The sequence below is a fragment of the Cupriavidus consociatus genome (genome assembly GCF_017814975.1).
GTDB classification, from domain to species: Bacteria; Pseudomonadota; Gammaproteobacteria; order Burkholderiales; family Burkholderiaceae; genus Cupriavidus; species Cupriavidus consociatus.
Genome location: NZ_JAGIQA010000005.1, coordinates 261,397 through 287,491 on the forward strand (window position 1 = coordinate 261,397; position 26,095 = coordinate 287,491).

A 26,095-nucleotide genomic window follows, 5' to 3' on the forward strand; every position below is an offset into this window, starting at 1 on the left:
ACGCAGCCGGCGCGCGTCTGACGCGCCATGGACGCCGCGGCTCGCGAGACCGCGGCGGAAGCCCGCCGCGCGCCCCGGATCCGGGTTCAGCCCGCGCGCCGCGCGCGCCAGGCAGTCGCGCCAAGCACCAGCGCAAACAGTGCCAGCACCGGCGCGTTGCCCCAGCGGATATATGGGGTCAGCCCCTGCATGCCCTGCACCTCGGCCTCCAGCGTGCCGACCGTGAAGGTGGGCAGGCGCGCCTGCACGGTGCCGTCGGGGCGTACCACCGCGGTCATGCCGGTATTGGTCGAGCGCAGCATCGGGCGGCGCGTTTCCAGCGCGCGCATGCGCGAGATCTGCAGATGCTGGTCCAGTGCGATGGTATCGCCGAACCAGGCCAGGTTGGTCAGGTTGGCCAGCACGTTGGCTGGCGCGGGCTGCTGGCGCAACGTCTGCGCGATCTCCTCGCCGAACAGATCCTCGTAGCAGATGTTGGGCGCCACGCGCACGCCGCGCACCGGCAGCGAAGGCTGGTCGAGTCCGCCGCGGCGGAAATCGCCCAGCGGCATCTTCATCATGTCGACGAACCAGCGGAAGCCCAGCGGAATGAACTCGCCGAACGGCACCAGGTGGTGCTTGTTGTAGCGGTACAGCCGTTCGGTCAGCGGCCCCAGCCCGAACACGCTGTTGGTGAAATCGACCGGCGAATCGGCTCCGGCCGCGCCGAACAGCACCGTGGTGCCGCTCTGCAGCGCGTAGTCGCGCACCGCCACGGCGACGTCGACCGGCAGGTCCTGCAAGATCACGGGGAACGCGGTTTCGGGCGTCACCACCAGGTCGGCGGGCGCGGCGGTGATCATGTCGCGGTATAGCGCGATCGAGCGCTGGATGCCGACGGCCTCGAACTTGATGTCCTGCGGCACGTTGCCCTGCAGCAGCCGCACCGTCAGCGGCTTGCCGGCCGGCGTGGTCCAGGCCAGCGGCGACAGCGCCGCGCCAAGCGACGGCAGCAACAGCGCCAGCACCAGCGAAACGATGGCACGCGTGTGCGCTCCCTGCCCCAGCCCGCGCACAGCCCCGGCGAGCAAGGCCGCGACGGCGGCCGCCAGCGCCCCGATGCCGTAGACGCCGACCAGCGGCGCGAAGCCGGCAAGCGGCCCGTCGGTATGGGCATAGCCGCCCGACAGCCACGGGAAACCGGTGAAAACGACACCGCGCAGCCACTCCGACAGCCCCCACGCGGCACCGAACGCCAGCGGCGCCAGCAGCGCGGCGGCCCATGTGCCTGCGCGCAGTCGTGCCGTCAGCCGGTGCCATAGCGCGCCCGCCAGCGCCGGCCACAGCGCAAGGTAGCCCGAGAACAGCACCACCGCCAGCGCCGCCATCCACGCCGGCATTTCGCCGTAGACGTGCATGCTGATATAGAGCCACCAGATGCCGGACAGGAACCAGCCCAGGCCGAAGGCATAGCCGGTGGCCGCGGCGATGCGTGCGCGCGGCGCGTCGGTCATCAGCGCGGCCAGGCCGGCCAGCGAAAGGATCTGCAGCCACCACCAGTCATGCGGGGCGAAGGCCTGCGTATGGGCAACGCCGAGCACGCCGGCCAGCAGCAGGCGCGCCATGGCGGCTGCGCGCGAACGCGCGCCGGGCACGCTGCCTACGCCGGCGTCGGCAGCGGCCGCGCCGTTGGGGATCGGGGCGGGACGCTTCATGCGCCGGCAGCGCTCGCGCTGTCAGCCAGGGATTCGCGGCGCACCTGCAGCAGGTGCACCTGCCGCGCGTCGGCGCGCAGCACTTCGAAGCGGATCGGCGGCAGGATGATGACCTCGCCGCGGTGGGGCACGTGGCCCACATGGTTGGACAGCAGTCCGCCCACGGTGTCGACGTCGTGGTCGGAAAAGCCGGTGCCGAAGGCCTCGTTGAACTGGGCGATTTCGGTCAGGCCGTGGACGCGCCAGCTGCCGTCGGGCATCGGCAGGATATTGTCCTGGTCTTCGTCCAGGTCGAACTCATCCTCGATATCGCCGACGATCTGCTCGAGCACGTCTTCGATCGTCACCAGCCCGGCCACGCCGCCGTATTCGTCGACGACGATGGCGATATGGTTGCGGTTGATGCGGAATTCGCGCAGCAGGATATTCAGGCGCTTGGATTCGGGGATGAACACCGCCGGGCGCAGCGTTTCGCGCAGGTCGAAGGCGGGGTCGGTGTAGTAGCGCAGCAGGTCCTTTGCCAGCAGGATGCCGATGATGTTGTCGCGGCTGCCTTCACAGACCGGGAAGCGCGAGTGCGCGGTCTGCTGCATGAAGGGGATGAAGGTTTCCGGCGCGTCGGCGATATTGACCATGTCCATCTGCGCGCGCGGCACCATGATGTCGCCGGCAGTCAGTTCGGAGACCTGGAACACGCCCTCGATCATCGACAGCGAGTCGGCGTCGATCAGGTTGCGCTCATGCGCGTCCTGGAGCACTTCGAGCAGTTCTGCGCGGGTGTCCGGCTCGGGGGAGATCAGGTCTGACAGGCGTTCGAGAAGCGATCTGGGGCGATCGACCTGCTTCAGGTAGGCGGGCTTCGAACTGGGATAGGGGTCGTTCATTTCGCGGCGAGCGCGTGGTGGAGATCGACTGAAGGATACACCAAAAGGCTGTCGATCCCGTGACAGCCGCCGGGCCGCCGTAGTTGGATGTGATGCCGGCGGCCTTTGTGCCGCGCCGCCGGTGCGCCGTCAATCACGCCGTGCCGGTGCGCTCGGCGAGGTAGGGATCCGCGTAGCCCAGCGCCTGCAGGGTCTCGGTCTCGATCGCCTCCATTTCCTCGGCTTCGGCGTCTTCCTCGTGCTCGTAGCCCTGGGCATGCAGCACGCCGTGCACGATCAGGTGTGCATAGTGCGCTTCCAGCGGCTTGCGCTGCTCGCGCGCCTCGGCTTCGACCACCGGGCAGCACAGCACGATATCGCCGGTCACCGGGTCGTCCTCGTTCTCCGCATAGGCAAAGGTCAGCACGTTGGTGGCGTAATCCTTGCCGCGGTAGGTGCGGTTGAGCAGGCGGCCTTCTTCCTCGCCGACGAAGCGGATCGTCAGTGCGGCATCGGCATACAGTGCCGACTTGACCCAGGTTTCGATCTTCCTGCGCGGCGGCAGGCCGTCCTGCTTGCCGATGCCGTCGCCCTGCTGGATTTCCAGTTCCAGCGCCGGCGGCGTGGCCGGGGTGCCGGTGGTGGTCACGACCGGCGTGGCGGTCACGGCCACGGACAGCGAGTCATGGTTGTCCGGGCGTACCAGCAGGCCGGCCTGCTGGTTGGTGTCGGTGTGCTCGGCCAGCAGCGCGACCACGCCGTCGGCGGCCTGCGACAGGTCCAGCGTCAGGCTGCGGCCGTCGGGCAGCTGCACGCGCAGCGCGTGCGCGGCGCTCTTGCGCGCGCGGCCGTCGCCATCGAACAGGGTCAGGCTGACGCCGGGGGGCTTAAGTTTCTGGTTCTTCGGGGATTTCAATTACGCGTCCTTGTGCTGGGCGTGGTATTCGTCATAGGCATCGACGATGCGCGCCACCAGCGGATGGCGCACCACGTCGATGCTGGTAAAGCGGGTGCTGGCGATGCCGCGCACGTCGCGCAGCACGTGCTGCGCTTCCACCAGGCCGCTCTTCTGGCCCTTGGGCAGGTCGATCTGCGTGATGTCGCCGGTGATCACCGCCTTGGAGCCGAAGCCGATCCGGGTCAGGAACATCTTCATCTGCTCGGGCGTGGTGTTCTGCGCCTCGTCCAGGATGATGAAGGCGTGGTTCAGCGTGCGCCCGCGCATATAGGCCAGAGGCGCGATCTCGATCATCTGGCGCTCGAACATCTTCTGCGTGCGGTCGAAGCCGAGCAGGTCGTAAAGCGCGTCATACAGCGGGCGCAGGTAAGGATCGACCTTCTGCGCCAGGTCGCCGGGCAGGAAGCCCAGGCGCTCGCCGGCTTCCACCGCCGGGCGCGTCAGCACGATGCGCTTGACCGCGTCACGCTCCAGCGCGTCGACCGCGCACGCCACCGCCAGGTAGGTCTTGCCGGTGCCAGCCGGGCCGACGCCCATGGTCAGGTCGTGCGACAGGATATTGCGCAGGTACTCTCGCTGGGCCACGGTGCGGCCCTGCAGGCCGGTGCGGCGGGTGTGCAGCACCGGCGATTCATCTTCGAACTCGCGCTCGTCGTTGTTGCCCTTGTCGTCGTCGTTGCCGGGCAGGTAGCTGCCATGCGCGCTGAGCTGGCGCGTTTCCACCAGGCCCAGCTGCACGTCGTCGATCGACAGCGGCGTGCGCGCGTGGTTATAGAAACGCTCCAGCGCCAGCGCGGCGTCCTGCGCATGGTTGCCGCGCACCGTCATGCGATGGCCGCGCCGCTGGATGGTCACGTCCAGCGCCTGCTCGATCTGGCGCAGGTTTTCGTCGAGCGGCCCGCACAGGTTCTGCAGGCGGGTGTTGTCGTCCTTGGGGGCGACGAATTCTGCCGAAGGGATTTTCATCTTTTGCCGGAGGCTCGATTACTGGCGCACCACGATCTCGCCGCGCAGCGAGTGCGGGAACGCCTGCGTGATGCTGACATCGACCATCTGGCCGACCAGCCGGTCGCGTCCCGCCTGGGGCACGCCCGGCAGCGCGAAGTTGACCACGCGGTTGTTCTCGGTGCGGCCATGCAGCTCGGTCGGATCCTTGCGCGCCGGGCCTTCGACCAGGATGCGCTGCACCGTGCCGACCATGTTCTGGCTGATGCGCTGCACGTTTTCCTCGATGGTGGCTTGCAGGCGCTGCAGCCGGCGCAGCTTGACCTCGTGCGGGGTGTCGTCGTGCAGGTTGGCGGCAGGCGTGCCCGGACGCGGGCTGAAAATGAACGAGAACGAGGTGTCGTAACCGATCTCCTCGATCATCGCCATCAGCTTCTCGAAGTCGGCATCGGTCTCGCCGGGGAAGCCGACGATAAAGTCCGACGACATCGACATCTGCGGGCGCAGCACGCGCAGCTTGCGGATGATGCTCTTGTATTCCAGAACGCTGTAGCCGCGCTTCATCGCCATCAGGATGCGGTCCGAAGCATGCTGCACGGGCAGGTGCAAATGATTCACCAGCTTGTCGCAGCGGCCGTACAGATCGACCAGCCGGGAGGTGAATTCCTTCGGGTGGCTGGTGGTGTAGCGGATGCGCTCGATGCCCGGGATCTCGGCCACGTACTCGATCAGCAGCGCAAAGTCCGCGATCTCGGTGGTATCGCCCATCTTGCCGCGATAGGCGTTGACGTTCTGGCCCAGCAGCGTGACTTCGCGCACGCCTTGCTCGGCCAGTCCGGCCACTTCGGCCAGCACGTCCTCGAACGGACGCGATACTTCCTCGCCACGGGTATAGGGCACCACGCAGTAGCTGCAGTACTTGGAGCAGCCTTCCATGATCGAGACGAAGGCGCTCGGGCCTTCCACGCGTGCCGGCGGCAGGTGGTCGAACTTCTCGATCTCGGGGAAGGAAATGTCGACCTGCGACTGGCCGGTGCGCTGGCGGCGCGCGATCAGGTCGGGCAGGCGATGCAGCGTCTGCGGGCCGAATACCACGTCGACATACGGGGCGCGCGAGACGATGCTGGCGCCTTCCTGGCTGGCCACGCAGCCGCCCACGCCGATCACCAGGTCGGGCTTGACCGCCTTGAGCGCCTTCATCCGGCCCAGTTCGGAAAACACCTTCTCCTGCGCTTTCTCGCGCACCGAGCAGGTGTTGAACAGGATCACGTCGGCGTCTTCGACGTTGTCGGTGGGTTCCAGCCCCTGGCTGGCGTTGAGGACGTCGACCATCTTGTCCGAGTCATACTCGTTCATCTGGCAGCCGTACGTCTTGACGAAAACTTTCTTCATATGCCGATCTCAGTGGTTGACCTGGGGGCATCAGGGTGTTGCAACAACGCGCGGTCGCGTGGGGCACGCCGCGCTCTTTCGGGGACTACGATTTCTGCTTCAGCGCCTTCTGCTCCGGCTCGCTCAGCACCCAGGCGGTCAGCAACTGGCCGTAGAGGTCGAGCTTGTAGCGCACCGGCAGCTTCTGGCCTGCCACCGCGGCGGTGGCCAGCAACTGGTTGTCGGTGCCGAACAGGCGCAGGCCCGGGGCCACGCCCACGGTCTTGCCGTCCAGCGTGGCGGTCGGCGGCGCGCTGGCCGACGGGGCGGCGAGCACCAGCCTGGCTGCCTGCGCGTCCTCCGGGATCACCCGCACCGGCTGGGCCAAGGCGGCGGCCGTGCCGAACAGCAGGGTCGCTACCGTTAACGTTACGCCCGCCAGCCGCGGCAGCCGTCCGCGCAAGGACCTGGCTTCTTCCGGCGCCTCGCGGCGCGTATCACGACCTGCTGGCATGGGAAAACTCCGTCAAGTGAGGCGAAGCGTGTGGGTGGGGATGGCCCGGAGCGGGCGCAACCCGCCATTTTACTCGCTTGGCGCTGCCCGGGGGCGGCCCGGCAAGACGGCACTCAGAACAGGCAGGATGCCTCTTGCAGCACACGCTGCTTTGACACGGTGCCGATCAGCTCACGGTCGACCGTGTCCCGCACCAGCGGGATCCGGTTGATGCCGTGTTCGGCGAACACCTCAAGCGCATCGCGCAGGCGCGAATCAGGCGTGAGCGCCGGGAAGTCGCGTTCGGCCAACTCCAGCACGCCCTGCTGCGAGCCTTCGCGCTGGGCGCGTTGCACGGCGTGGATCGAAAGCGCGCCCAGCAGGCGCCCGTCAAACTGCACCAGGTAGAGATAGCGGGTACCGGTCTCGGCGAATTTGTCGGCCGCCTCGGCCAGGCTGGCGTTGGGGGCGAGTACGGTGGCGGTCGGATCGCACAGCCCCGCCAGCGTCATGGTGCGCGCGTGCTCGGCCGCGGCCGACGCCTGTGCGCGCTCGGCGATCACGCTGTACAGCGACAGCGTCTGGCAGCGCGACGCCGTATAGTACGCCGCCACCGCGCCGATCATCGACGGCAGCAGCAGCGCCGGCGCCAGCGTCATCTCGAATACCATCAGCACCGACATCAGCGGTGCCTGGCTGGTCGCCGCCAGAAACGCGCTCATGCCGACCAGCGGCAGCAGCGGCGTGGCGCCGTCGGCGACGCCATGCATGGCCAGCGCCAGCAGCTGCCCCAGCGCCGCGCCAACGAACAGCGACGGCGTGAACACCCCGCCGACCGCGCCGGAACCCATGCTGATCACCGTGGCCACCAGCTTGGCCAGCAGCACCCCGGCCACCGGCACGCTCAGCGGCTGTTCCTGCAGGATGGTCTGGATGGTGTGGTAGCCGTTGCCCACGACTTCGGGCACTGCCATCGCCAGCACCCCGACCAGCGCGCCGCCCAGCGCCAGCCGCGCCACCGGCCCGCCCGGCATCGCGGCGAAGCGGCTGCGGGCAAAGCCAGACGCGCGCATGAACAGCGCGCCGACGATGCCGGCCGCCACGCCGAGCCCGGCTGCTGCGAGCAGGATATGCGGGCGCAGGTCGGGCGCGATATCCAGCCCCGGATACAGGGGCTGCAGTCCGCCGTGCCACTGGCTGACCATCGCGCCGGCTACCGAGGCAAGGAACAGGGGCATCAGTCGCTGCACCGCCAGTGCACCAAAAACCACTTCAGCGACAAAGACGGCCGCGGAGAAAGGGGTGTGATAGACGGTTGCCAGGCCTGCTGCGGCGGCGCACGCGGTCAGCATCCGGCGCATGTTCGAGCCGCCGCCCCGTTCCAGCCGGGTGGTCGGAAACAACGAGCCGCACAGCGCCGCGAGCTGGATCATCGCGCCTTCCTTGCCGACCGAGCTGCCGCTGACGATGGAGAAGAACGACGACATGGCCCGTAGCAGCGTGATCCGTACCGGCAGCCGGCCGCTGCCATTCGCCACCGCTTCCATATAGTCGGTCGCGCCGCGATGGCTGCTGGCCAGCCGGTTGGACAGGACCAGCAATGCGCCGGCCAGTGCACCGCCCACTGCCGGTACCACCACGCGCCAGCCCAGTGCCAGTTCCGCAAAGACGACCACCACGTCGGCATGGCTGGAAAACAGCACCACGCCGGCACCTTCCAGCGCCTCCTTGAAGAGCGTGGTCGCAATGGCCGCCACGATGCCGACCGGGATGGCCGCAAACAGGGTGACTTCCTGGTCTTCAAGGAAACGCAAGCGCATGGCGGGCTCCGGAGGGCACAGCAGGGTGCCGGGGCAGGAAGGGGGCCGGCGTGATGGCGACGGCTCCGGGGGCGGGCCGACTGCGGCGCCAGTCATGATAGCGCAGCGTCACCTGGCGGGGCCGATGTGCGCAGCCACGCATGCGGCCCTGCCGCATGTGCAGAACCGGCTCGCGATGGACTGGTACACTAGCGACCTTTCCCGCGGGCGGGCCACTGGCCTGCCGGGCCGGCCCTCCGGCCGCTCCTGTTACCGATACCGAACATCGATTACACGAGCCATCCCGCGATCGGCGCACCGCGTGCGCAGGGATGGCCGAAGCAGCAATTCATGTCTTTTTCTGAACTCGGCTTGTCCGAAAAGATTGTGCGTGCGGTGGCCGAGCAGGGCTACACCTCACCGACTCCCATCCAGGCGCAGGCAATCCCGGCCGTCCTCAAGGGCGGCGACCTGCTGGCCGGCGCCCAGACCGGCACCGGCAAGACCGCCGGCTTCACCCTGCCGATGCTGCACCTGCTGTCCGAGTCCGCCGCGGCCCGTGCCGCCGGCAACGCACCGCGCGCCGGCAAGCCGCCGGTACGCGCGCTGGTGCTGACGCCGACGCGCGAGCTGGCCGCGCAGGTCGAGGAGAGCGTGCGCAACTATGGCAAGTACCTGCGCCTGCGCTCGATGGTGATGTTCGGCGGCGTCGGCATCAACCCGCAGATCGAGCAGCTGAAGCGCGGCGTCGATATCGTGGTGGCCACGCCCGGCCGACTGCTCGACCACGTGGCCCAGCGCACCGTCGACCTGTCGCAGGTAGAGCTGCTGGTGCTCGATGAAGCCGACCGCATGCTCGACATGGGCTTCATCCACGATATCCGCAAGATCCTCAACGTGCTGCCGGCCAAGCGCCAGAACCTGCTGTTCTCGGCGACGTTCTCGGACGATATCCGCGCGCTGGCCGACCGCCTGCTGAACAACCCCGCCTCGATCGAGGTGGCGCGGCGCAACACCACCGCCGAGACCGTCGACCAGCGCGTCTACCCGGTCGACCGCGAACGCAAGCGCGAACTGCTGGCGCACCTGGTGCGCCAGCACGACTGGCACCAGGTGCTGGTGTTCACCCGCACCAAGCACGGCGCCAACCGCCTGGCCGAGCAGCTGACCAAGGATGGTCTGTCGGCGCTGGCGATCCACGGCAACAAGAGCCAGTCGGCGCGCACGCGCGCGCTGTCCGAGTTCAAGGCCGGCACGCTGCGGCTGCTGGTGGCGACCGATATCGCCGCGCGCGGCATCGACATCGACCAGCTCCCGCACGTGGTCAACTTCGACCTGCCCAATGTGCCCGAGGACTACGTGCACCGCATCGGCCGCACTGGCCGCGCCGGCGCCGAGGGCGAGGCGATCTCGCTGGTCTGCGTGGACGAGCACGCGCTGCTGCGCGATATCGAACGCCTGATCAAGCGCAAGATCGAGCAGACCGTGCTGCCGGGGTTTGAAGTCGACCCGACTATCGCACCCGAGCCGATCCAGAAGGGCCGCCAGCAACGTGGTGGCGGGCAGGGGCAAGGGCAGGGCCGCGGTCGCAGCCAGTCACGTCCGGCCAACGCCGATGGCGAGCCGGCACAACGCGCACGCGCGCCGCGCCCGGCCCAGGACGCACCGCGCCAGGGCCAGGGCGGCCAGCCGCGTCAACGGCAGGCCGAAGGCGGCCAGCGCCGCGGCGGCGGCAACGGCAACGCCGGCAACCATGGTGGCGGCAATGGCGGCGCACGCAGCGGCGCGCCGCGCCAGGGCGGGCAAGAGCCGGCACGCGGCCAGCAGCGTGCCGCCGCCCAGCCGGCACGCCAGCCGCACGATGCCGCCCCGGCCCCTGCGCGCAACCGCCGCCCGGCGCCGCAAGCCGCGCTGCTCGGCGGCAACCGCAACCGCGACTGACACCATGACAGCGTCCACCGCTTCGGCCGATTCCGGTATTCCCTATGCCGGCCTGACGCCGGAGCTGATGCTGGACGCGCTCGAGAGTGCCGGCCTGCGCCCCGACGGGCGCCTGCTGGCGCTCAACAGCTATGAAAATCGGGTGTGGCAGGCCGGCATCGAGGACGCCGGTCCGGTCATCGCCAAGTACTACCGTCCCGGCCGCTGGACCGACGCGGCCATCCTGGAAGAACACGCCTTCGTGCAGCAGCTGGCCGATGCCGAGATCCCGGCCGTGCCGGCGCTGTACTTGCCGGCCGCTGCGCCGGATGCCGGCACGCTGCGTCACCACGCCGGCTTCCGCTTCGCCGTGTTCCCGCGCTGCGGCGGCCGTGAACCCGCGCTCGACCGCAAGGACACGCTGACCTGGCTCGGCCGCTTTATCGGCCGTATCCACGCCGTCGGCGCGACGCAGCCTTACCAGGCCCGGCCAGCACTGGATATCGACACCTTTGGCGTTGCCCCGCGCGACTGGCTGCTGGCCAGCGGCTGCATCCCCGCAGACCTGCTGCCGGCGTGGCAGTCGGTCGCCGACCTCGCGCTGGACGGCGTGCGCCGCTGTTACGAACGCGCCGGCGAGGTGCCGCTGCTGCGCGTGCATGGCGACTGCCACCGCGGCAATGTGCTGTGGATCGACGAAGACGATGCGCGTGGCGGCAGCCACGGCGCGCCGGGCCCGCACTTCGTGGACTTTGACGACAGCCGCATGGCGCCGTCGATCCAGGACATCTGGATGCTGCTGGAGGGCGACCGCGCGGCGATGCAGGACCAGCTGGCCGACGTTGTGGCCGGCTATGAGGATTTCGCCGAATTCCGCACGCGCGAACTGTGGCTGGTAGAGGCGCTGCGCACCCTGCGCCTGCTGCACTACAGCGCCTGGCTGGCCAGCCGCTGGACCGACCCGGCCTTCCCGGCCGCGTTCCCGTGGTTCGGCACCGCGCGCTACTGGCAGGACCGCATTCTCGAACTGCGCGAACAGGTAGCCCTGATGGACGAAGCGCCCCTGTGGGGCGCCTGACAAGCGATACGCGGCGCCGGGCGCGCCGCGTTTCCCGAGATTGCCTTACTTCTTCTCAGGCGCCTTGACCAGCAGCACCGGGCAATCCGCCTGCGCCAGCACGCGTCCGGCCACCGAACCGATCACCGCATCAAAGAACGAACCGCGGCCATGCGTGCCCATCACGATGGCTTCGGCATTCACCGAACGCGCATAGGCCACGATACGTTCCGGCGCAAAACCGTGCAGCGCATGCTGCTCGAACGGCACGCTGGCCGCCGACAGGATCTCGCTGACACCCGCCATCGCCTTGTCGCTGGCCTCCTTGTGCCAGTCGTCGATGGTTTCCTTGCTGACAAAGGCGCGCACCTGGCCGCTCACTTCCGGGGCCACATGCACGACATGCACGGTAAAGCCGTTCTGCAGCAGCTTGCCTTCGGCAATGAAGCGAGCCGCGGCATCGCTGAAGGCCGAGCCATCGGTAGCGAGGACGATATTGGTCATGACGGGAATCTCCTGGATTGGGGGCTGTCGGGACGAGCCAGGTTGAGGAACACCTCCTGACGCTGCCGCCGGGGGCGTCGGCGCCATCTGAAACCATCATCGCAGCAAGTTTCCCGCTGTGACCCGACTTAGATCAAGTTGGTTCGGAAAACTACGATGCCGCCACGGTCTCGCGTGCGATAACCGGCCGCATGGCAAATCTGTCAACCCGGCTGGCAGTTTCGGCCATTGCCGCCCCGGCGCCGTACCGCGTAGCATGGCTCGCAAGCGCCGTGACGGGTCCGAAGGGGCCGTTCTGACGCGGCGCACCACACATCCCACACAGGCTGGCCCGGGATCCGGATCCCGGCGCACGGCAACCGGAGACAAGCAAATGAGTGAGCATGGCAAGCTGCTGCCCCTGCGCGGCATCAAGGTGGTGGAATTCGAAGGCATCGGCCCCGGCCCGCTGTGCGGCGCCATGCTGGCCGGCCTCGGCGCCGAGGTAACGCTGGTGACCCGCCCGGTCGCGCCTGACGCGCGCCGCATCCTGCGCGGCCAGGCCGTGCCGCCGGAGATGGAACTGGAGCACGGCAAGCAGGTAGTGCAGCTGAACCTGAAATCGCCCGAGGGCCTCGCCGCGGCGCTCGACCTCGTGGCAGGCGCCGATGCGCTGATCGAAGGGCTGCGCCCCGGGGCGATGGAGCGGCTGGGCCTGGGTCCCAAGGCCTGCCACGTCCGCAATCCGCGCCTTGTGTACGGCCGCATGACCGGTTGGGGGCAAAGCGGCCCGCTGGCGCAGAGCGCGGGCCATGACCTGAACTACATCGCGCTGACCGGCCTGCTGTCGATGGCCGCGCGCGACGATGCGCTGCCGATGGTGCCGCCGACCGTGATGGGCGACGCCACCGGTGCGCTCGGCCTGGCCTTCGGCCTGACCAGCGCCATCCTGAGCGCGCGTGCCAGCGGCGAGGGCTGCGTGGTCGATGCGGCGATCACCGACATTGTTGCCATGCTCGGCTCGCTGGTGCAGGTATCGCGGGCCGCCGGCTCGCTCGGCGGACCCCAGCCCAGCCCGTTCCATGATTCGCCGTTCTATGACGTCTACCGCTGCGCCGACGGACGCGCCATCACGCTGGGCGCACTCGAGCCGCAGTTCTACCGCGAACTGCTTGAACGGCTGGAACTGGCCGACGTCGATCCCGCTGCGCAATACGACCGCGCCCAGTGGCCCGCAATGAAGGCGCGCATCGCCGCCTGCATTGCGGCGCAGCCGAGCACGCACTGGGAAGCGCTGCTGGGCGGCACCGATGTCTGCTTCGCGCGCGTGCTGACCTTGGACGAGGCCGCCCGCCATCCGCACAACCAGGCGCGCGGCACCTACCGGATGTTCCGGCAGGGCGAGCGCGAAGTGCCGCGCTCGGCCCCGGCGCCGCGCTTCCTGCCCGCCGGCACGGAGTGAGCGGCGGCTTCGGCTAACATCTGTCACCAATCACCGGAGACAGATGCCATGGCCGAACCCAGCCAGAATGATGACCACACCCCTGCCGACTACACCCCCACGGCCGCGTTCGCGGCCGGCCTCGAAGTCCGCACCGAGGTCCTTGGCCGGGCGCACGTGCAGCGAGCGCTCGATGCCGGCGTGCAGCAGGGCGATACCAGCCTGCAGCAGCTGGTCACGGAATTTGCATGGGGCACGGTGTGGACCCGCGAAGGGCTGGACCGCAAGCAGCGCAGCCTGGCCACGGTATCGATGCTGATCGCTCTGAACCGGCCGCAGGAACTGGCTGGCCACCTGCGCGGCGCGCTGGCCAATGGCGTCACGCCCGAGGAACTGCGCGAGCTGATGGTGCACAGCGCCGTCTACTGCGGTTTCCCCGCCGCGCTGGACGCTAGCCGCAAACTGACCGAAGTGCTGGACGCCGCCGGGCCCTGACGCGCGGGCCGGCCTGGACTACGCCTGGCTGTCCACTCCTGCGGAATTGCCCAAGCGCCGCGCAGATTCTGCTGCTCCCGAGCAGCGAGTATTCCGCGCTTCAGCACGCAGCATGGCCCTTAACCTTGGCAGTTCCCCAAGCTGTCAAGGAGTTCCAATTGCACCACGCGTTGATCGTCGACGAGCCTTCCCGGTTCCGCACTACGCTGTCCGGCCAACTGACCGCGGCATTGGATGCCGCCGAAGTGCTGGAAGCCGACGGCGTGCGCGATGCCTTCCGGCTGGTGCGCGATCACCGCCCCGGGCTGGTGCTGGTCGATGTCGAGTATTTCGGCAATCCCGGCGTCGATTTCGTCCGGCGTGTGTCGGCGACCTTTCCCACGGTACACGTGCTGGTGCTGTCCGGCACCGACGCCACCGCTGCCCCGGTGCGGGCGCTGCGCGCCGGCGCGCACGGCTTCGTGGTCAAGCACCGCGGCGTGCCCGAGGTGCTGCAGGCCGCGCGCGGCGTGCTGAGCGGCTACCTGGTGTTCCCCATGTACACGCTGGAAGCCGCGCGCCAGCTCGGCGAAGCGCAAGACTCTGGCATCCCGCGGCTAAGCAATCGCGAAATCACCATTCTGCAATACCTGGCGCGCGGCCATTCCAACAAGGCGATCGCCGCGGAGCTGCTGATCAGCAGCAAGACGGTCAGCACCCACAAGGCCAATATCATGGCCAAGCTCAACGTCAGCTCGCTGGTGGAGATGGTCGACTATGCGCGGCGCCACCAGCTGGTGTGGTGACGGCTGCATCAGGGCGTGCACGGTGCATCCCTGACCACCGCCGCCGCCGCTTGGTGGCCAGGCTTGCCTAGATCGTAGTGCAGCGTGCAGGCATCGCCGCTGGCCTGGCTCCACCGCGCCGTCAGCGTGCCGGCGTCCGCTGCCAGCCCGCGCACCAGCACGCGGCCCGCCTGCGCCACGGTCCCGACCGGCTTGCCATCGGCACTGAACACTTCGGCGCCGAATGGTACCGGCGCGCCATCAGGCAGGCGCGTGCGCAGGATCGCCGCACGGCCCGGATTCTCGGTTTCGAAGCGCACCCGCACCACCGCGCCCGCGGTGGGCGCGATCCGCTGCTGCGTTGACTTGAGCGCGACTTCCAGAGGCAGGCCCTGCGGATCGATCTCGATTTCGTTCCGCGCGAACGGCACCAGGTTAGAGACCACGGCATGGCCCCACGGGTCGACGCGCAGGCCCGCGCCATTGGCCAGGCGCGCGCCGGCAGCGTCCCTGGCCTCGACCACCGCGACCGTATCGCCGAGGGAAGGCGAGAACGCCACGCCATCCGCATAAGCCACGATGCCGCCTGAAATGCCCGCGCCGGCCTGCGTATAAGCGGTACTCCTGGATGCGCTGGCAGTCATCGTCGCGAACGGCGAGATATAGGCGGCGCTGCCACCGATACTGTTGGCGCTGCTGCCGGACCCACCGCCGCTATGACCCGCATTGAGGGCATAGCTGAAGGCATTGTCGCTCCCGAGCGTGCCGGTCACGGTCTCCTGTGCCGTGAAGGAACCGTCGGAGCCGCGCTCGACGCTGGTCAGCGAGTAGGGTGACCGTGGCGACTTGCCCAACGGCAGGCCGACGGTCAGCATGACGCGCGTGTCCCACTTGCTGGTGGCAACATTCAATTGCCGCGACGCCGACACGCCATAGGCGATGGCGCGGTAGGTATTGTTATAGCCGGCCTGGAACTGGCTGACGGTGCTGCTGCCCTGCCAGTAGCTCTGCACCGACCCGGTCAGGTAGAAGTTGCCATAGCCGCCCGGCAAGGCCTGGTTGATGCTCAGCTGCAGCTTGCCGCGCGCGGTCGGCAGGCTTGGCAGCCTCCCCGCCTGGTCAAGCGCAAGCCAGGACATGGCGTCGGCGAGGCCAAGGTAGCCCCGGCTGGAGTAGCGGTATGCCGCGACCGAGAAATTGGTGTTGGTGGGCGCAACCAGCTTGCTGTAGCTCAGCCGCACGCTCTGGCCGCTGCGGTCCGGTTGACCCTGCAGCCGCGTGCTGGCATGCGTGATGTCCGCGCCAAAGGCACCCAGGTCGGTATTCAGCGCCGCGCCGGCGGCGATTGCACCATAGCCTTGCGCGGCCACGAAGCCACCGTAGCCGGTGACCGTATTGGTGAAGCCGTGCAGGTAAGTGCCCTGCAGCAGCAGGGTCGAGCCTTGCAGCACCGTGTTGCGGTACTGGCCCGCGGTGACGCTGTAGCGGCTCTGGCCGGCGCGCAAGGCGTTCACCGCGGCGGCATAAGGCATCGTCGATACGTGCACGCTGCCGTCCGCCTCGGTAACCACGACTTCGATGTCGCCGCCGTAGCCCGTGGGGTACAGGTCATCGATCTCGAATGGCCCGGGTGCCACCGTGGTTTCGTAGAGGATGTTGCCCTGCTGGCGGACCTGCACGCGGGCATTGCTGCGCGCGATGCCGCGTACGATGGGGGCATAGCCGCGCAGCGATTCAGGATACATCCGCTCGTCGCTGGCCAGGCGCACGCCGCGAAAACCGATGCTGTCGAACAGGGTGCCGTCGGTAAAGGCATCGCCGATCACCAACTGGCTTTTCCAGGGCGCGATGGCGCGCTGCAGATTGGTCAGCACGCTCTGGTAGCGCGTTCCCTGCCGGTCATTGCGGTTCAGGCTGCCCTGGTGGCTGAAGCGCCATGGTCCCACGTTGATGCCTGCGTTCAGGCCCACATAGGCCTGCGTGGTCGACAGGCCGGATGCGTCGGAGTGGTAGAGGTTGGCGTTGTACTGCAAACGCGCAGCCGGAACTCCGTTGTCCCAGTTCTCCGGACTGACGTAACCACGCGCGCGGCGCACCATCGCAGCCTGCGGCACGCTGACGTCGAGCCGCTGCTCGCCGTTGTCGAAGTTCGCCGTGGCATCGGCGATCAGCGCTGCCAGCGGCTGGCAGCCGTTGCCGTTCAGCGATGCTGCCGCCGGCAGCCGGGCCAGGTCGACGCCGATGCGCTCCAGCAGGGCGCGATCGAAGCACGGCGTCGCAGGGGCAGAGGGGTCGCCGGCCTGGCGTAGCTCCACGTCGGCGCGGCCCAGCCAGATTTCGTTGACGTACAACTCGGCACGGTATTGGCCGGGCAACGCCGGATTGCCCTTGCTGAAGCGGCTGAGGTCCGCAACGCCGCCCGCCGTACCCTGCAGGAAGGTATCGCTGAACTCCACGTCCTGCGCGGAGCGGACAGGCATCGGGCTGGCCTGGGGTTGTCCGGCCGCGCCTGCGCCGCTGGCGAACAGGGCCAGCAGCATGGCATGAAGCGGGCGCAGGCGAAACGGGACGTGACGGGGAGGGAGTGTCAGCATGGAACCGGCGTGTCGACGATGGCCGCACGCAGGCGCCGGCAGCCGGCGGCTGCCGAAGGGCGTAACGGACCGTGGGTTGATGAGGGCTAGCGAGAGCCGGAGGTGCTCAGCGGCGCGCTGAACTTGTCCCTGCCGCCGAAGTCGTTGATGCAGTGCACGCGCACGGTGGCGCCGGCAGGGTTGCGGACGTCGCTGTCCAGGTGGAAGGTCGCGCTGGCGCCAGGCGCGATCATGTCGGGGTCTGTCGCCTTGGCAAGGTGCTCGCCGGCGACGACCTCGACGCTGACTGGCGAGACATGGTATGGCGTCGGGTTATGCGCCACCAGCACAGGTTTGCCGTCGCGGTTGCCAAGTTCCCAGCGCAACGCGGCCGGCGCCTCGGTGGCGCTGCCCGGCAGTCCTGCGGGGCGGAAAAACAGCTTGAAGCGCGAACGGAACGCCATTTGCAGCGAGTTGACGCCAGCTTCATTGGCGGACGGCTTGGGCGGGATTTCGAGTACGTTGAGCCAGAACAGCGACTCCTTGTCTTGCGGCAGCGGCTCGCCGGTATAGAGAATGCGCAGCGTCTGGCCCTTGCCCGGGTCGATGCGCGCAATCGGCGGCGTGATCGTGAAGGGCACGTCGATCGAGGTAGGCGTCGGGGTCGCCGTGCCTGCATCGACCCACGCCTGCGTGAGCGCGGGCGATTGCCCTTCATTGGTCAGTTTTAGCGTGACTTCCTTGTCCGCGGCGCGATAGACCACGCGCGTGCCGCCAACGATGACGGACGCGCTGACGGGCAATGCGCACGCTAGCGCCAGCGCGGCCATGGGGGCGGCCAGCAAGTTTCGCAGGGATGTGGAAAGCATGGTGAGGCGGGAAAACAGGGCTTGAAGAATCAGTCGTCGGCAGGACCGGCAAGCACAGCGGAGGAGAATGGGTCGGCACGCGCCGCCAACACGGCGCGTGCCGACGCACCGGACTGCACCACATGTGTGCCACGCCCGGGATCGGATTTACCTTTCGGGGAAATCTCAGGGACGCGCTGGCGTCACGGATAGGCGATGGTGTACATCACACTGGAATTGGCCGCGCCCGAGGTGGCCTGGCCGGTGGCGACATATTCGGCAAAGTAGGACAGGGTGGCCGCGCCACTTACGAGCGGCACTGACAGCGAGTTCTGGGCGCTGTCCGCAAAGCCAGCCTTGATCGGGGTGAAGTTGGCATTGAGCAGCCCGATCTGCACGTTGGTCGCCGTGCCGGCGCCGCTGTTGACCACCAGGTTGCCGGTGCTGGCGTCGGTGGTCGGTCCCGGTTCGAAGTAGGTATGGACCGCGCCGGTATCCATATCGCAGTTCAGCGCAATCGTGAACGGGGTGCGGCCGGCGCGCGCACCCGCCGTGTCCAGCGTCTTTGCCGACACCGTCGGCAGGGTAACGGTGAACGACTTCAAGCCGGTGCCATTGCCGTTGATCACGCACGAGTTGGGGGTAATGTTGCCGTTGAAGGTGATGGTGCCGTCGACGGCATGCGCGGATTGGGACGCGAAGACGATGCCGGCGGCAAGTACCACCGGCGCGAATGCGAATTTCATGTTGGGTCTCTTGGTTGTGGAAGGCGTGCCGCCGCACGATTGCCGTGGCACGCGGGCGTTCCAAGGCAGTGGCTGCATCCGGACATCGGAATTGCCTTGTGAACCGCGCCCAGTGTAGGAATATGGCGATACGCCCACCGTGTGAAACTTCCGAGCAAGCTGAGTGAATCGGCCGAATTTGCCTTCTCAACGTACTGGACCGGTGACTTGCGACGTTCGATGTGGTCTGAAGCCGATTTGCCTCGCATTGGCTTGCCGGGGGACTGGCCAGATTCCGATTCAACCCAGTCGCCGAGCGGCCGCCGTGCGCTCCTGACGCCGCTTCCCCAACACGGGTAGACTGTGGGCGTGTGCCACGAAACGAGCCCGTCCCCACGATGCCTTCGTTCCCGACAGCCGCCATGCGCCTGACCGGCGCCAGTCTTGCTGCAGCCAAGGCTGCTCTTCCTTCGTTTTGCCTGGCCGTGCGTCAGGCCAGCGGCCACCGTCCGAGCCGCCATCCCGACATGAAGCATGCGTTCGCCGCGTTGCTGCTGGCAGGCGCCTTCGGAACCCCGGTCCTGGCCCAGCCACCTCAGACGACCCAGACCCCACAAGCGCCACAGGCGTCCCAATCGTCCCAAGCGCCCCAAGCGTCGTTGCCACAAGCCACTCCGGCACCTCAGGGACCACTATGGTTCGCCCAGGGCAGGCCCATACCGGAGGCCAGGCGGGCGGTCGACGCGCTGTCCAACGCGGCCGCTGATGGGCTTGATCCCAGCGACTACGATGCCGAGGCGCTGCGGCAGGCAGTGCACCAGGCGGCCAGCGGGCCGGTGCTCGCGGCGGATGCCGCCGCGCGTCTTGACGCCGCGCTGACTGCTGCGATGGAGCGCATGCTGTCCGACCTGCACGGCGGCCGTATCAATCCCCGCGCGGTCCATGCCAATTTCGCGCCTCAGGAAGAACGCCCGTATGACGCCGCGACGGTGCTGCGCGAAGCGGTTGCGCAACACCGCGTGCCGGACGCCGTGCGCCAGGCCGCGCCCACTTTTCCCCTGTATGGCACGCTGCGCGAAGCATTGGCGCGCTACCGCGAGATCGCCGCGCAGCCGGTCTGGGCGCAGCCGTTACCCGCGCTGCCCGCGGGCAAGCTGGCACCCGGGCAGCCGTGGGCGGGCACTGCCGCGCTGACGGCCCGCCTGGTGGCACTGGGGGACCTGCCGGCCGGCTCCAAGCCGCCGGCGCGCTATGAAGGCGCACTCGTCAATGGCGTCAAGGCGTTCCAGTCGCGGCACGGGCTCCAGGCCGACGGCGTGATCGGCGCCGGAACGCTGGGGCAACTCAATCTGCCCATGGCCAGCCGGGTGCGGCAGATCGAACTGACCATGGAGCGGATGCGCTGGACCCCGCTGGATGGTCCGCGCATGATCGTGGTCAATGTGCCCGAGTTCATGCTGCGCGCCTACGAGATCCGCGATGGCAAGCTCGACATCAAGCTGGAGATGAAAGTGATCGTCGGCAAGGCGCTGGACACGCGCACGCCGTTGTTCGAGGAAGGCATGCGCTACATCGAGTTCAGCCCGTACTGGAACGTGCCGCCTTCGATTGCCAAACGCGAGACGGTGCCCCGGCTGCGGCGCGATCCGGCATATTTCAACCAGCAGGGCTTTGAGTTCGTCACCGGCGACGGCAAGGCCGTGACCACGTTGTCCGAGGACAACCTCGAGGCCGTGCTCAATGGCCGCATGCGCATCCGGCAGCGCCCCGGCCCCGTGAATGCGCTGGGCGACATCAAATTCGTGTTTCCCAACAACGAAAACATCTACCTGCACCACACCCCGACGCCGCAGCTGTTCAAGCGCGACCGGCGCGACTTCAGCCATGGATGCATCCGCGTGGAATCCCCAGTGGCACTGGCGCAGTTCGTGCTGCAGGATATGCCAGACTGGAACGAGGCGCGCATCCGCGAGGCGATGACCCGCGGGAAGTCGAGCACGGTGAGGCTGCAGCAGCCTCTGCCGGTGGTGCTGGCCTATGGCACGGTCATCGCCCGGGCCGATGGTCGTGTATCCTTCCTGCCTGACATCTACGGTCACGACAAACTGCTGGACAAGGCGCTGCGGCAACGCACCGGGCGCCCCTCGCCGCCAGCCATCGCGCGCGCCGCTGCTGCCAGGCAGTAAGGCGCGCCCAGCACACGCAGAGGAAGTACCATGAATGATGCGACGCGCAAGGCACGCCGCCGCTTTCTACATACCACCGGAGGCCTGGCTCTGGCCGCCGGTCTGATGCCCCTGGCGTCGCGCCAGGCGCTTGCCAGCCTGCCCGATGCACGCTCGCTGGCCTTTGACCATACCCATACCGGCGAGCGCATCAAGCTCGTCTATGCCGTCGGCGACAACTTTGTTCCCGAGGCACTCACATCGCTCAACGGTTTCCTGCGCGACCACTATTCCGGCCAGGTAGGTGTGATCGATCCGCAACTGTTCGACCTGCTCTTCCAGTTGCGCCGTGAACTTGGCACCAACGAGCCGTTCCAGGTCATCTCGGGCTATCGCAGCCCGGCCACCAATTCGCGCCTGCGAAGCTCGCGTGGCGGCGGAGTCGCCAGGCACAGCCTGCACATGGATGGCAAGGCCATCGACATTCGCGTGGCCGGCGTGCCGCTGGGCGACCTGCGCGATGCCGCGAAGACGTTGAAGGGCGGCGGTGTCGGTTTTTACCAGGGCGAGCAATTCGTACACCTGGATACGGGCCGGGTACGCTACTGGTAATAGCACCGGCAGTCCGGGCCGCACCTGGACTGCCTAGCCCTCGCGGGGCGGAGGCGCGGTCGTGCCTCGCTGTACCAGCGAAACGGGCAGCACCGTCCGGCCCGGCTCGATCCCGTCCTGCAGCCACACCATCAATGCCTTCGCGGCCTTCTCGCCCAGCGACTTGCTTTGCAAGGCGATCGTCGTCAGCGGCGGGGAAATCTCCGCGGTGATCGGCAGGTCGTCACAGCCCACGATCGAAAGCTGGCCTGGCACGTCGATGCCCATCGCGGCCGCCTCGAACAGGCAGCCCAGCGCCAGCACATCATTTCCGCAGAACACCGCCGTAGGACGGCCGGCAGCGTCGCCTAGTATTTGCCGCAGCCCTGCGCGCCCTCCGGCAAAGCTGTAAGGCTGCTCGCATAACGAGGCGGGCGCCGGCTCCGCGCGCAAGGCGCGCAGCGTGCCGAGAAAGCCTTCCGTGCGCAGCCTTGCGCGGTCGTTGTGTTTGGCAATGCCGGAAATCATGCCGAAGCGGCGATGGCCCAGGTCGAACAGGTGCCGCGCTGCCAACGCGCCGATTTCGAAATTGTCGAAACCGATGCACGGATATTGGCTGGAAAGCGACCAGGTCAGGATCGCGCGCGTGCCGGACTGGTTGAGTATCGACAGCGTTTCAGGCGCATGATCCGCGCCGACCAGCACCATGGCATCGACAGCGCGCTCCGCCAGTGCGCGCACGACACCGATCTCGGCATCGAGGTTGTAGTCGTGGGAACCGAGCAGCAGCTGGTAGCCGTTCGCCGCCAGCACGCTCTGCATGCCCTGTATCGAATGCGAGAAGATCGCGTTGTCCAGTGTCGGCACGACCGCCGCGACGGTGCGCGAGCGGCCTGAGGCCAGCGTCCTCGCCGAGGCGTCCGGGACGTAGCCGAGCGCGTCGATGGCCTGGCGCACGCGCGCCAGGGTGTTCTCGCGCACCAGTTCGGGCGACGACAGCGCGCGCGACACCGTTGCCATCGACACCCCCGCAAGTCTTGCCACATCTTCGAGCCTGCTGCGCCGCACGGTCATCGCTCCCAACGTTGTTGCCCAATTGTCCCCGATCTTTGTAAGTGACGGTCACATGGGGGAGAGCGACCTGTCGTTGTTTCCGGGAAAACCCTTTCTTGCGAATCCCGGGTAGCCGCCTATCCTGAAAATGAAAGCGCTTTCATTTGGTTTCGTGCCAATGAAATCGCGTCCACGAAAGAGTGGAATCAATCAGTTGCGTACATGATTGGTATCGCTTTCATTTTTTTCAAAGGACTTCCGCAATGATCACTTACCTGAAGAAGGCAGCAAAATCCCCGCAGACTGAAACCGGCACCGCGCAGAAGGTGGTGACCGAGATGCTGGGCCAGATCCAGGCGCGCGGCGAAGATGCCGTACGCCAATACGCGCGTGAGCTGGACGCCTGGAACGGGGACATCGTGCTGAGTCGCGACGAAATCGGTCGGCAGACGCAGGACGTCCCCGCCGCCGTCCGCGCCGATATCGACTTTGCAATCCGGCAGGTCCATGACTTTGCCGTCGCCCAGCGGGAGTCGTTGCAGGAGTTCTCGGTGGAACTGCACCCGGGCGTAACAGCAGGACAGCGCGTGATTCCGGTCAACGTGGTCGGATGCTATGCACCGGCCGGGCGCTATGCCCACATCGCCTCGGCCTACATGGGCGTGGCGACTGCCAAGGCCGCCGGCGTGAAGACCGTGGTGGCATGCTCCAGCCCGTTCCGGGGCCACGGCATTCATCCGCACGTGCTCTACGCCTTCCAGGCGGCGGGCGCCGATCTGATCCTGACGCTTGGTGGCGTGCAGGCGATCGCGTCGATGGCCTACGGACTGTTCACCGGCAAGCCGGCAGACGTGGTGGTGGGTCCGGGCAACAAGTTTGTCGCCGAAGCCAAGCGCACGCTGTACGGGCAGGTCGGCATTGATGTCTTCGCCGGCCCGTCGGAGGTCGCAGTGATTGCCGACGACACTGCCGACGCAGCGATCGTGGCCAGCGACCTGGTCGGGCAGGCCGAGCATGGGCATGAGTCGCCGGCCTGGCTGTTCACCACTTCGCGCGCACTGGCCGAGCAGGTGATGGCGCTGGTGCCAACGCTGATCGAGCGCTTGCCGCCGACCGCGCGCGATGCTGCCACCGCCGCGTGGCGTGACTACGGCGAGGTGATCCTGTGCGACAGCCGCGAGGCCGTGGTCGAAGTCTCCGATCGCTATGCCTCGGAGCACCTGGAGGTCCATGCCGCCGACCTCGATTGGTGGCTGCGGCACCTGACCTGCTACGGCTCGCTCTTTCTCGGCGAAGAAACGACCGTGGCGTTCGGCGACAAGACCAGCGGCCCCAACCATGTACTGCCGACCAAAGGCGCGGCGCGCTACTCGGGCGGGCTCTCGGTACACAAGTTCATGAAGACGCTGACTTGGCAAAAGATGACGCGCGAAGCCACGCGCCAGATCGGTCAGGTGACCGCCCGCATTTCGCGCCTGGAAGGAATGGAGGCGCACGCGCGCACCGCGGATGACCGGATGGCCAAGTACTTCCCGAACGCGCGCTTCGAAATGGGCGCGCCCGTGGAGGTATGACCATGGCCAAAGCCAGCGATGTGATACGCGCGCAAGGCATTGCGCCCGACTTGTCCGGCCGGCAAGCGCTAGTGACTGGCGGTAGTTCCGGCATCGGCGAGGCCATTGCCAGCGCGCTCGGAAGCGCCGGTGCCCGGGTCGTTCTGGCCTCGCGCCGCCAGGCCCAGCTGGACGCGGCTGCGGGCAAGCTCGATGCCATGGGCATCGCGGTCGATACGATGGCGTGCGATGTCGCGGATCTCGACGCCATTCCCGCGGCAGTCAGCGCCTTGCAACGCCGCCATGGTCAAGTCGACATCCTCGTCAATGCCGCCGGGATGAACCTGCGGGAGTCCTTCGCGGATGTCACGCCAGCCAGTTGGCGCCTGCAGCTCGACACGCACCTCGGCGCGCCGTTCTTCCTGACCCAGGCATTGGCGCCGGCAATGCAACAGCGCGGCTGGGGCCGCATCCTCAACATTGCGTCGCTGCAGTCGTACCGGGCATTCGCCAACAGTGCGCCTTACGGCGCCGCGAAGGGCGGGGTGGTGCAGCTCACGCGCGCGATCGCCGAGCAATGGTCGCCACATGGCATCACCTGCAACGCCATCGGGCCTGGCTTCTTCCCGACCGCGTTGACGGGCCCGGTGTTCGCCGATGTGGCGCTGGCCCGGCACCACGCCGACCGCACCTGCATCGGCCGCAACGGCGAGCTGTCCGACCTGCATGGCCTGGCGGCGTTCCTCGCCAGCGATATGGCCGCCTACATCACAGGCCAGACCTTCATGGTCGACGGCGGCTACACCGCGCGGTGAGTGCGGGGCAGTGCGATGCACACGTGCCATGCCGCACAGCAAAAAAACCGGGCGCCGGCCGCGCCCGCACACGACATAGCCAACAGGAGACAGCCATGACAACAGAGATCCCGGGGCAAGACCCAGGGCGCAAGCTACGCAAGGTGGTGACGTCGAGCACGATCGGCGCAATGGTCGAGTGGTACGACTTTTTCCTCTATGGGGTCGTGGCGGGGCTGGTGTTCAACAAGCTCTACTTTCCTGCCGCCGATCCTGTCGTGGGCACCCTGCTGGCGTACGCCACGTTCGCGGCGGGCTTCGTGGCGCGGCCACTGGGCGGCGTCATCTTCGGGCATTTCGGCGACACGCTGGGCCGCAAGCGCATGCTGGTCCTCACGCTGATGATCATGGGCGTTGCCACCACGGCGATCGGCCTGATCCCGACCTATGAACAGATCGGGCTCTGGGCGCCGGTCCTTCTGCTGGTGTGCCGGATCGCGCAGGGCATCGGGCTCGGCGGAGAGTGGGGCGGTGCGGTGCTGATGACGTTCGAGAGCGCGCCCGCCCGGCGCCGCGGGTTCTTCGCCAGCCTGCCGCAGACCGGGATGTCGCTGGGGCTGGTATTGGCGAGCGGCATCATTGCGCTGCTGTCGTTCCTGCTGTCGGACCAGGATTTCCTCGCCTGGGGATGGCGGATCGGCTTCCTGCTCAGCGCGGTGATGGTGATCATCGGCTCGTACATGCGGACGCACGTGGAAGAGTCGCCCGAGTTCGCCGAGCGGCAACGCGGCACGGCAAGGCCGAAGTCGTTGCCCTTCGTCACGATGCTGCGCCAATACCCGGGCGTAGTGCTGGCATGCATGGGCGCGCGTTTCATCGACGGCGTGTTCTTCAATGTGTTCGGCGTGTTCTCGCTGTCCTATCTCACGCAGACACTGCAGTTGTCGCGTAACGATGCGCTGCTGGGCGTGCTGATCGGTGCTGGCGTCATGACCTTTTTCATCCCGCTCTGGGGGGCGGTGTCCGACCGGCTTGGCCGTCCGCTGGTCTACGGTACCGGCGCGCTGCTGGCGGGTTTGTCGGCGTTTCCCGCGTTCTGGCTGATGCAGCATTCGGGCGGCAACGTGTGGCTGGTATGGGCGGCCATCATCCTGCCGTTCGGTGTCTTCCACGCCGCCGTGTTCGGCACCATGTCGTCGATGTTCTCGGAGGTGTTCGACGCAGGCGTGCGCTATACCGGCATCTCGTTCGTGTACCAGTTCGCCGGCGTGTTCGCGGGCGGGCTGACGCCGATCATCGCGACCTGGCTCAATGCCCGGGCGGGCGGCGAACCCTGGTACCTGTGCGCCTATGTGCTGGCCATCGGCCTGCTCAGCGCGGCATGCACCATGTGGATCGCCCGGCGGCAGACGCGCGCAGGCGCCTGCGGCAGCCTCGCACCCTCCGAGGCGAACGCCTGATTTCCTCCCAGGCGGCTTGTGCCGCCTTCCCCTGTTTTTTTTCCCTTGAT

At 67.6% G+C, this 26,095-nt stretch carries 22 protein-coding genes; 10 read left to right on the plus strand and 12 right to left on the minus strand.

Annotated elements, in window-relative coordinates:
• Positions 1 to 86 precede the first annotated feature (86 nt).
• The 7 genes from lnt to J8I82_RS09630 all read right to left on the minus strand — a co-directional run bounded on the left by lnt (position 87) and on the right by J8I82_RS09630 (position 8,144).
• Positions 87 to 1,694: an apolipoprotein N-acyltransferase gene (gene lnt, locus J8I82_RS09600; protein ID WP_209756681.1), complete on the minus strand. Its 1,608-nt coding sequence runs from the start codon at positions 1,692 to 1,694 to the stop codon at positions 87 to 89.
• The gene (locus J8I82_RS09605; RefSeq protein WP_209756683.1) at positions 1,691 to 2,578 is read right to left on the minus strand and encodes a CorC family transporter; all 888 of its coding nucleotides are present in this window, start codon (positions 2,576 to 2,578) and stop codon (positions 1,691 to 1,693) included. Before J8I82_RS09605 ends, lnt begins: the two co-directional genes overlap by 4 nt.
• A 133-nt stretch (positions 2,579 to 2,711) precedes the next feature.
• On the minus strand, positions 2,712 to 3,473 hold the full coding sequence (gene ybeY / locus J8I82_RS09610; RefSeq protein ID WP_209756685.1) for an rRNA maturation RNase YbeY: 762 nt from the start codon (positions 3,471 to 3,473) through the stop codon (positions 2,712 to 2,714).
• Complete coding sequence (locus J8I82_RS09615; protein WP_209756687.1) at positions 3,474 to 4,481, minus strand: PhoH family protein; 1,008 nt, start codon at positions 4,479 to 4,481, stop codon at positions 3,474 to 3,476.
• A gap of 18 nt (positions 4,482 to 4,499) precedes the next feature.
• Positions 4,500 to 5,852, minus strand: a complete 1,353-nt coding sequence (gene miaB / locus J8I82_RS09620; protein ID WP_209756689.1) for a tRNA (N6-isopentenyl adenosine(37)-C2)-methylthiotransferase MiaB — start codon at positions 5,850 to 5,852, stop codon at positions 4,500 to 4,502.
• Positions 5,853 to 5,937: 85 nt separating this feature from the next.
• Positions 5,938 to 6,345 (minus strand): hypothetical protein, encoded by a 408-nt coding sequence (locus tag J8I82_RS09625; RefSeq protein ID WP_209756691.1) that lies wholly within the window; start codon positions 6,343 to 6,345, stop codon positions 5,938 to 5,940.
• A 113-nt stretch (positions 6,346 to 6,458) separates the two neighbouring features.
• Positions 6,459 to 8,144 carry a ClcB-like voltage-gated chloride channel protein gene (locus tag J8I82_RS09630; protein ID WP_209756693.1) on the minus strand — a complete coding sequence of 562 codons (1,686 nt, stop codon included), beginning with the start codon at positions 8,142 to 8,144 and terminating at the stop codon, positions 6,459 to 6,461.
• Positions 8,145 to 8,474: 330 nt separating this feature from the next.
• On the opposite strand from J8I82_RS09630, the gene J8I82_RS09635 reads away from it, so the two are divergent.
• Positions 8,475 to 10,064: a DEAD/DEAH box helicase gene (locus J8I82_RS09635; RefSeq protein ID WP_209756695.1), complete on the plus strand. Its 1,590-nt coding sequence runs from the start codon at positions 8,475 to 8,477 to the stop codon at positions 10,062 to 10,064.
• A gap of 4 nt (positions 10,065 to 10,068) precedes the next feature.
• A complete protein-coding gene (locus J8I82_RS09640) occupies positions 10,069 to 11,121 on the plus strand; it encodes a serine/threonine protein kinase (RefSeq protein WP_209756697.1) in 1,053 nt (350 codons plus the stop codon).
• A gap of 45 nt (positions 11,122 to 11,166) precedes the next feature.
• On the opposite strand, the gene J8I82_RS09645 is transcribed toward J8I82_RS09640, so the two are convergent.
• The gene (locus J8I82_RS09645) at positions 11,167 to 11,604 is read right to left on the minus strand and encodes a universal stress protein (protein ID WP_209756699.1); all 438 of its coding nucleotides are present in this window, start codon (positions 11,602 to 11,604) and stop codon (positions 11,167 to 11,169) included.
• Between the two features lie 373 nt (positions 11,605 to 11,977).
• Here J8I82_RS09645 and J8I82_RS09650 point away from each other — a divergent pair, with 373 nt between their 5' ends.
• From J8I82_RS09650 to J8I82_RS09660, 3 genes are all read left to right on the plus strand, one after another.
• Complete coding sequence (locus J8I82_RS09650) at positions 11,978 to 13,045, plus strand: CaiB/BaiF CoA transferase family protein (RefSeq protein WP_209756701.1); 1,068 nt, start codon at positions 11,978 to 11,980, stop codon at positions 13,043 to 13,045.
• Between the two features lie 48 nt (positions 13,046 to 13,093).
• The gene (locus J8I82_RS09655) at positions 13,094 to 13,519 is read left to right on the plus strand and encodes a carboxymuconolactone decarboxylase family protein (RefSeq protein ID WP_209756703.1); all 426 of its coding nucleotides are present in this window, start codon (positions 13,094 to 13,096) and stop codon (positions 13,517 to 13,519) included.
• Between the two features lie 158 nt (positions 13,520 to 13,677).
• Positions 13,678 to 14,304, plus strand: coding sequence for a response regulator transcription factor (locus J8I82_RS09660; protein WP_209756704.1), 627 nt, complete (start codon positions 13,678 to 13,680; stop codon positions 14,302 to 14,304).
• Positions 14,305 to 14,312: 8 nt separating this feature from the next.
• On the opposite strand, the gene J8I82_RS09665 is transcribed toward J8I82_RS09660, so the two are convergent.
• The 3 genes from J8I82_RS09665 to J8I82_RS09675 all read right to left on the minus strand — a co-directional run bounded on the left by J8I82_RS09665 (position 14,313) and on the right by J8I82_RS09675 (position 18,450).
• Positions 14,313 to 16,877, minus strand: a complete 2,565-nt coding sequence (locus J8I82_RS09665) for a fimbria/pilus outer membrane usher protein (protein ID WP_209756706.1) — start codon at positions 16,875 to 16,877, stop codon at positions 14,313 to 14,315.
• 86 nt (positions 16,878 to 16,963) lie between these two features.
• The gene (locus J8I82_RS09670; protein WP_209756708.1) at positions 16,964 to 17,725 is read right to left on the minus strand and encodes a fimbria/pilus periplasmic chaperone; all 762 of its coding nucleotides are present in this window, start codon (positions 17,723 to 17,725) and stop codon (positions 16,964 to 16,966) included.
• Positions 17,726 to 17,907: 182 nt separating this feature from the next.
• The gene (locus J8I82_RS09675) at positions 17,908 to 18,450 is read right to left on the minus strand and encodes a fimbrial protein (protein ID WP_209756710.1); all 543 of its coding nucleotides are present in this window, start codon (positions 18,448 to 18,450) and stop codon (positions 17,908 to 17,910) included.
• A gap of 506 nt (positions 18,451 to 18,956) precedes the next feature.
• Between J8I82_RS09675 and J8I82_RS09680 the strand changes: the two genes are divergently transcribed.
• Both J8I82_RS09680 and mepK read left to right on the plus strand, forming a co-directional pair.
• Positions 18,957 to 20,615, plus strand: coding sequence for a L,D-transpeptidase family protein (locus J8I82_RS09680; protein ID WP_209756841.1), 1,659 nt, complete (start codon positions 18,957 to 18,959; stop codon positions 20,613 to 20,615).
• A 30-nt stretch (positions 20,616 to 20,645) separates the two neighbouring features.
• Positions 20,646 to 21,206 carry a peptidoglycan L,D-endopeptidase MepK gene (mepK, locus tag J8I82_RS09685; RefSeq protein WP_209756712.1) on the plus strand — a complete coding sequence of 187 codons (561 nt, stop codon included), beginning with the start codon at positions 20,646 to 20,648 and terminating at the stop codon, positions 21,204 to 21,206.
• A 33-nt stretch (positions 21,207 to 21,239) separates the two neighbouring features.
• On the opposite strand, the gene J8I82_RS09690 is transcribed toward mepK, so the two are convergent.
• Positions 21,240 to 22,229 (minus strand): LacI family DNA-binding transcriptional regulator, encoded by a 990-nt coding sequence (locus J8I82_RS09690; RefSeq protein WP_284183048.1) that lies wholly within the window; start codon positions 22,227 to 22,229, stop codon positions 21,240 to 21,242.
• Positions 22,230 to 22,501: 272 nt separating this feature from the next.
• Here J8I82_RS09690 and hpsN point away from each other — a divergent pair, with 272 nt between their 5' ends.
• The 3 genes from hpsN to J8I82_RS09705 all read left to right on the plus strand — a co-directional run bounded on the left by hpsN (position 22,502) and on the right by J8I82_RS09705 (position 26,045).
• A complete protein-coding gene (gene hpsN, locus J8I82_RS09695) occupies positions 22,502 to 23,812 on the plus strand; it encodes a sulfopropanediol 3-dehydrogenase (RefSeq protein WP_209756714.1) in 1,311 nt (436 codons plus the stop codon).
• A gap of 2 nt (positions 23,813 to 23,814) precedes the next feature.
• Positions 23,815 to 24,606 carry a (S)-sulfopropanediol 2-dehydrogenase HpsO gene (gene hpsO / locus J8I82_RS09700; RefSeq protein WP_209756716.1) on the plus strand — a complete coding sequence of 264 codons (792 nt, stop codon included), beginning with the start codon at positions 23,815 to 23,817 and terminating at the stop codon, positions 24,604 to 24,606.
• 95 nt (positions 24,607 to 24,701) lie between these two features.
• Positions 24,702 to 26,045 carry an MFS transporter gene (locus tag J8I82_RS09705; protein ID WP_209756718.1) on the plus strand — a complete coding sequence of 448 codons (1,344 nt, stop codon included), beginning with the start codon at positions 24,702 to 24,704 and terminating at the stop codon, positions 26,043 to 26,045.
• The last annotated feature ends 50 nt before the right edge of the window (positions 26,046 to 26,095 follow it).

Bases quoted from the DNA above. Each gene is read 5' to 3' on its own strand.
- lnt (WP_209756681.1), bottom strand. From the start codon at position 1,694: ATGAAGCGTCCCGCCCCGATCCCCAACGGCGCGGCCGCTGCCGACGCC.
- J8I82_RS09605 (WP_209756683.1), bottom strand. From the start codon at position 2,578: ATGAACGACCCCTATCCCAGTTCGAAGCCCGCCTACCTGAAGCAGGTC.
- J8I82_RS09615 (WP_209756687.1), bottom strand. From the start codon at position 4,481: ATGAAAATCCCTTCGGCAGAATTCGTCGCCCCCAAGGACGACAACACC.
- miaB (WP_209756689.1), bottom strand. From the start codon at position 5,852: ATGAAGAAAGTTTTCGTCAAGACGTACGGCTGCCAGATGAACGAGTAT.
- J8I82_RS09625 (WP_209756691.1), bottom strand. From the start codon at position 6,345: ATGCCAGCAGGTCGTGATACGCGCCGCGAGGCGCCGGAAGAAGCCAGG.
- J8I82_RS09630 (WP_209756693.1), bottom strand. From the start codon at position 8,144: ATGCGCTTGCGTTTCCTTGAAGACCAGGAAGTCACCCTGTTTGCGGCC.
- J8I82_RS09635 (WP_209756695.1), top strand. From the start codon at position 8,475: ATGTCTTTTTCTGAACTCGGCTTGTCCGAAAAGATTGTGCGTGCGGTG.
- J8I82_RS09640 (WP_209756697.1), top strand. From the start codon at position 10,069: ATGACAGCGTCCACCGCTTCGGCCGATTCCGGTATTCCCTATGCCGGC.
- J8I82_RS09645 (WP_209756699.1), bottom strand. From the start codon at position 11,604: ATGACCAATATCGTCCTCGCTACCGATGGCTCGGCCTTCAGCGATGCC.
- J8I82_RS09650 (WP_209756701.1), top strand. From the start codon at position 11,978: ATGAGTGAGCATGGCAAGCTGCTGCCCCTGCGCGGCATCAAGGTGGTG.
- J8I82_RS09655 (WP_209756703.1), top strand. From the start codon at position 13,094: ATGGCCGAACCCAGCCAGAATGATGACCACACCCCTGCCGACTACACC.
- J8I82_RS09665 (WP_209756706.1), bottom strand. From the start codon at position 16,877: ATGCTGACACTCCCTCCCCGTCACGTCCCGTTTCGCCTGCGCCCGCTT.
- J8I82_RS09670 (WP_209756708.1), bottom strand. From the start codon at position 17,725: ATGCTTTCCACATCCCTGCGAAACTTGCTGGCCGCCCCCATGGCCGCG.
- J8I82_RS09675 (WP_209756710.1), bottom strand. From the start codon at position 18,450: ATGAAATTCGCATTCGCGCCGGTGGTACTTGCCGCCGGCATCGTCTTC.
- J8I82_RS09680 (WP_209756841.1), top strand. From the start codon at position 18,957: ATGAAGCATGCGTTCGCCGCGTTGCTGCTGGCAGGCGCCTTCGGAACC.
- mepK (WP_209756712.1), top strand. From the start codon at position 20,646: ATGAATGATGCGACGCGCAAGGCACGCCGCCGCTTTCTACATACCACC.
- hpsN (WP_209756714.1), top strand. From the start codon at position 22,502: ATGATCACTTACCTGAAGAAGGCAGCAAAATCCCCGCAGACTGAAACC.
- hpsO (WP_209756716.1), top strand. From the start codon at position 23,815: ATGGCCAAAGCCAGCGATGTGATACGCGCGCAAGGCATTGCGCCCGAC.
- J8I82_RS09705 (WP_209756718.1), top strand. From the start codon at position 24,702: ATGACAACAGAGATCCCGGGGCAAGACCCAGGGCGCAAGCTACGCAAG.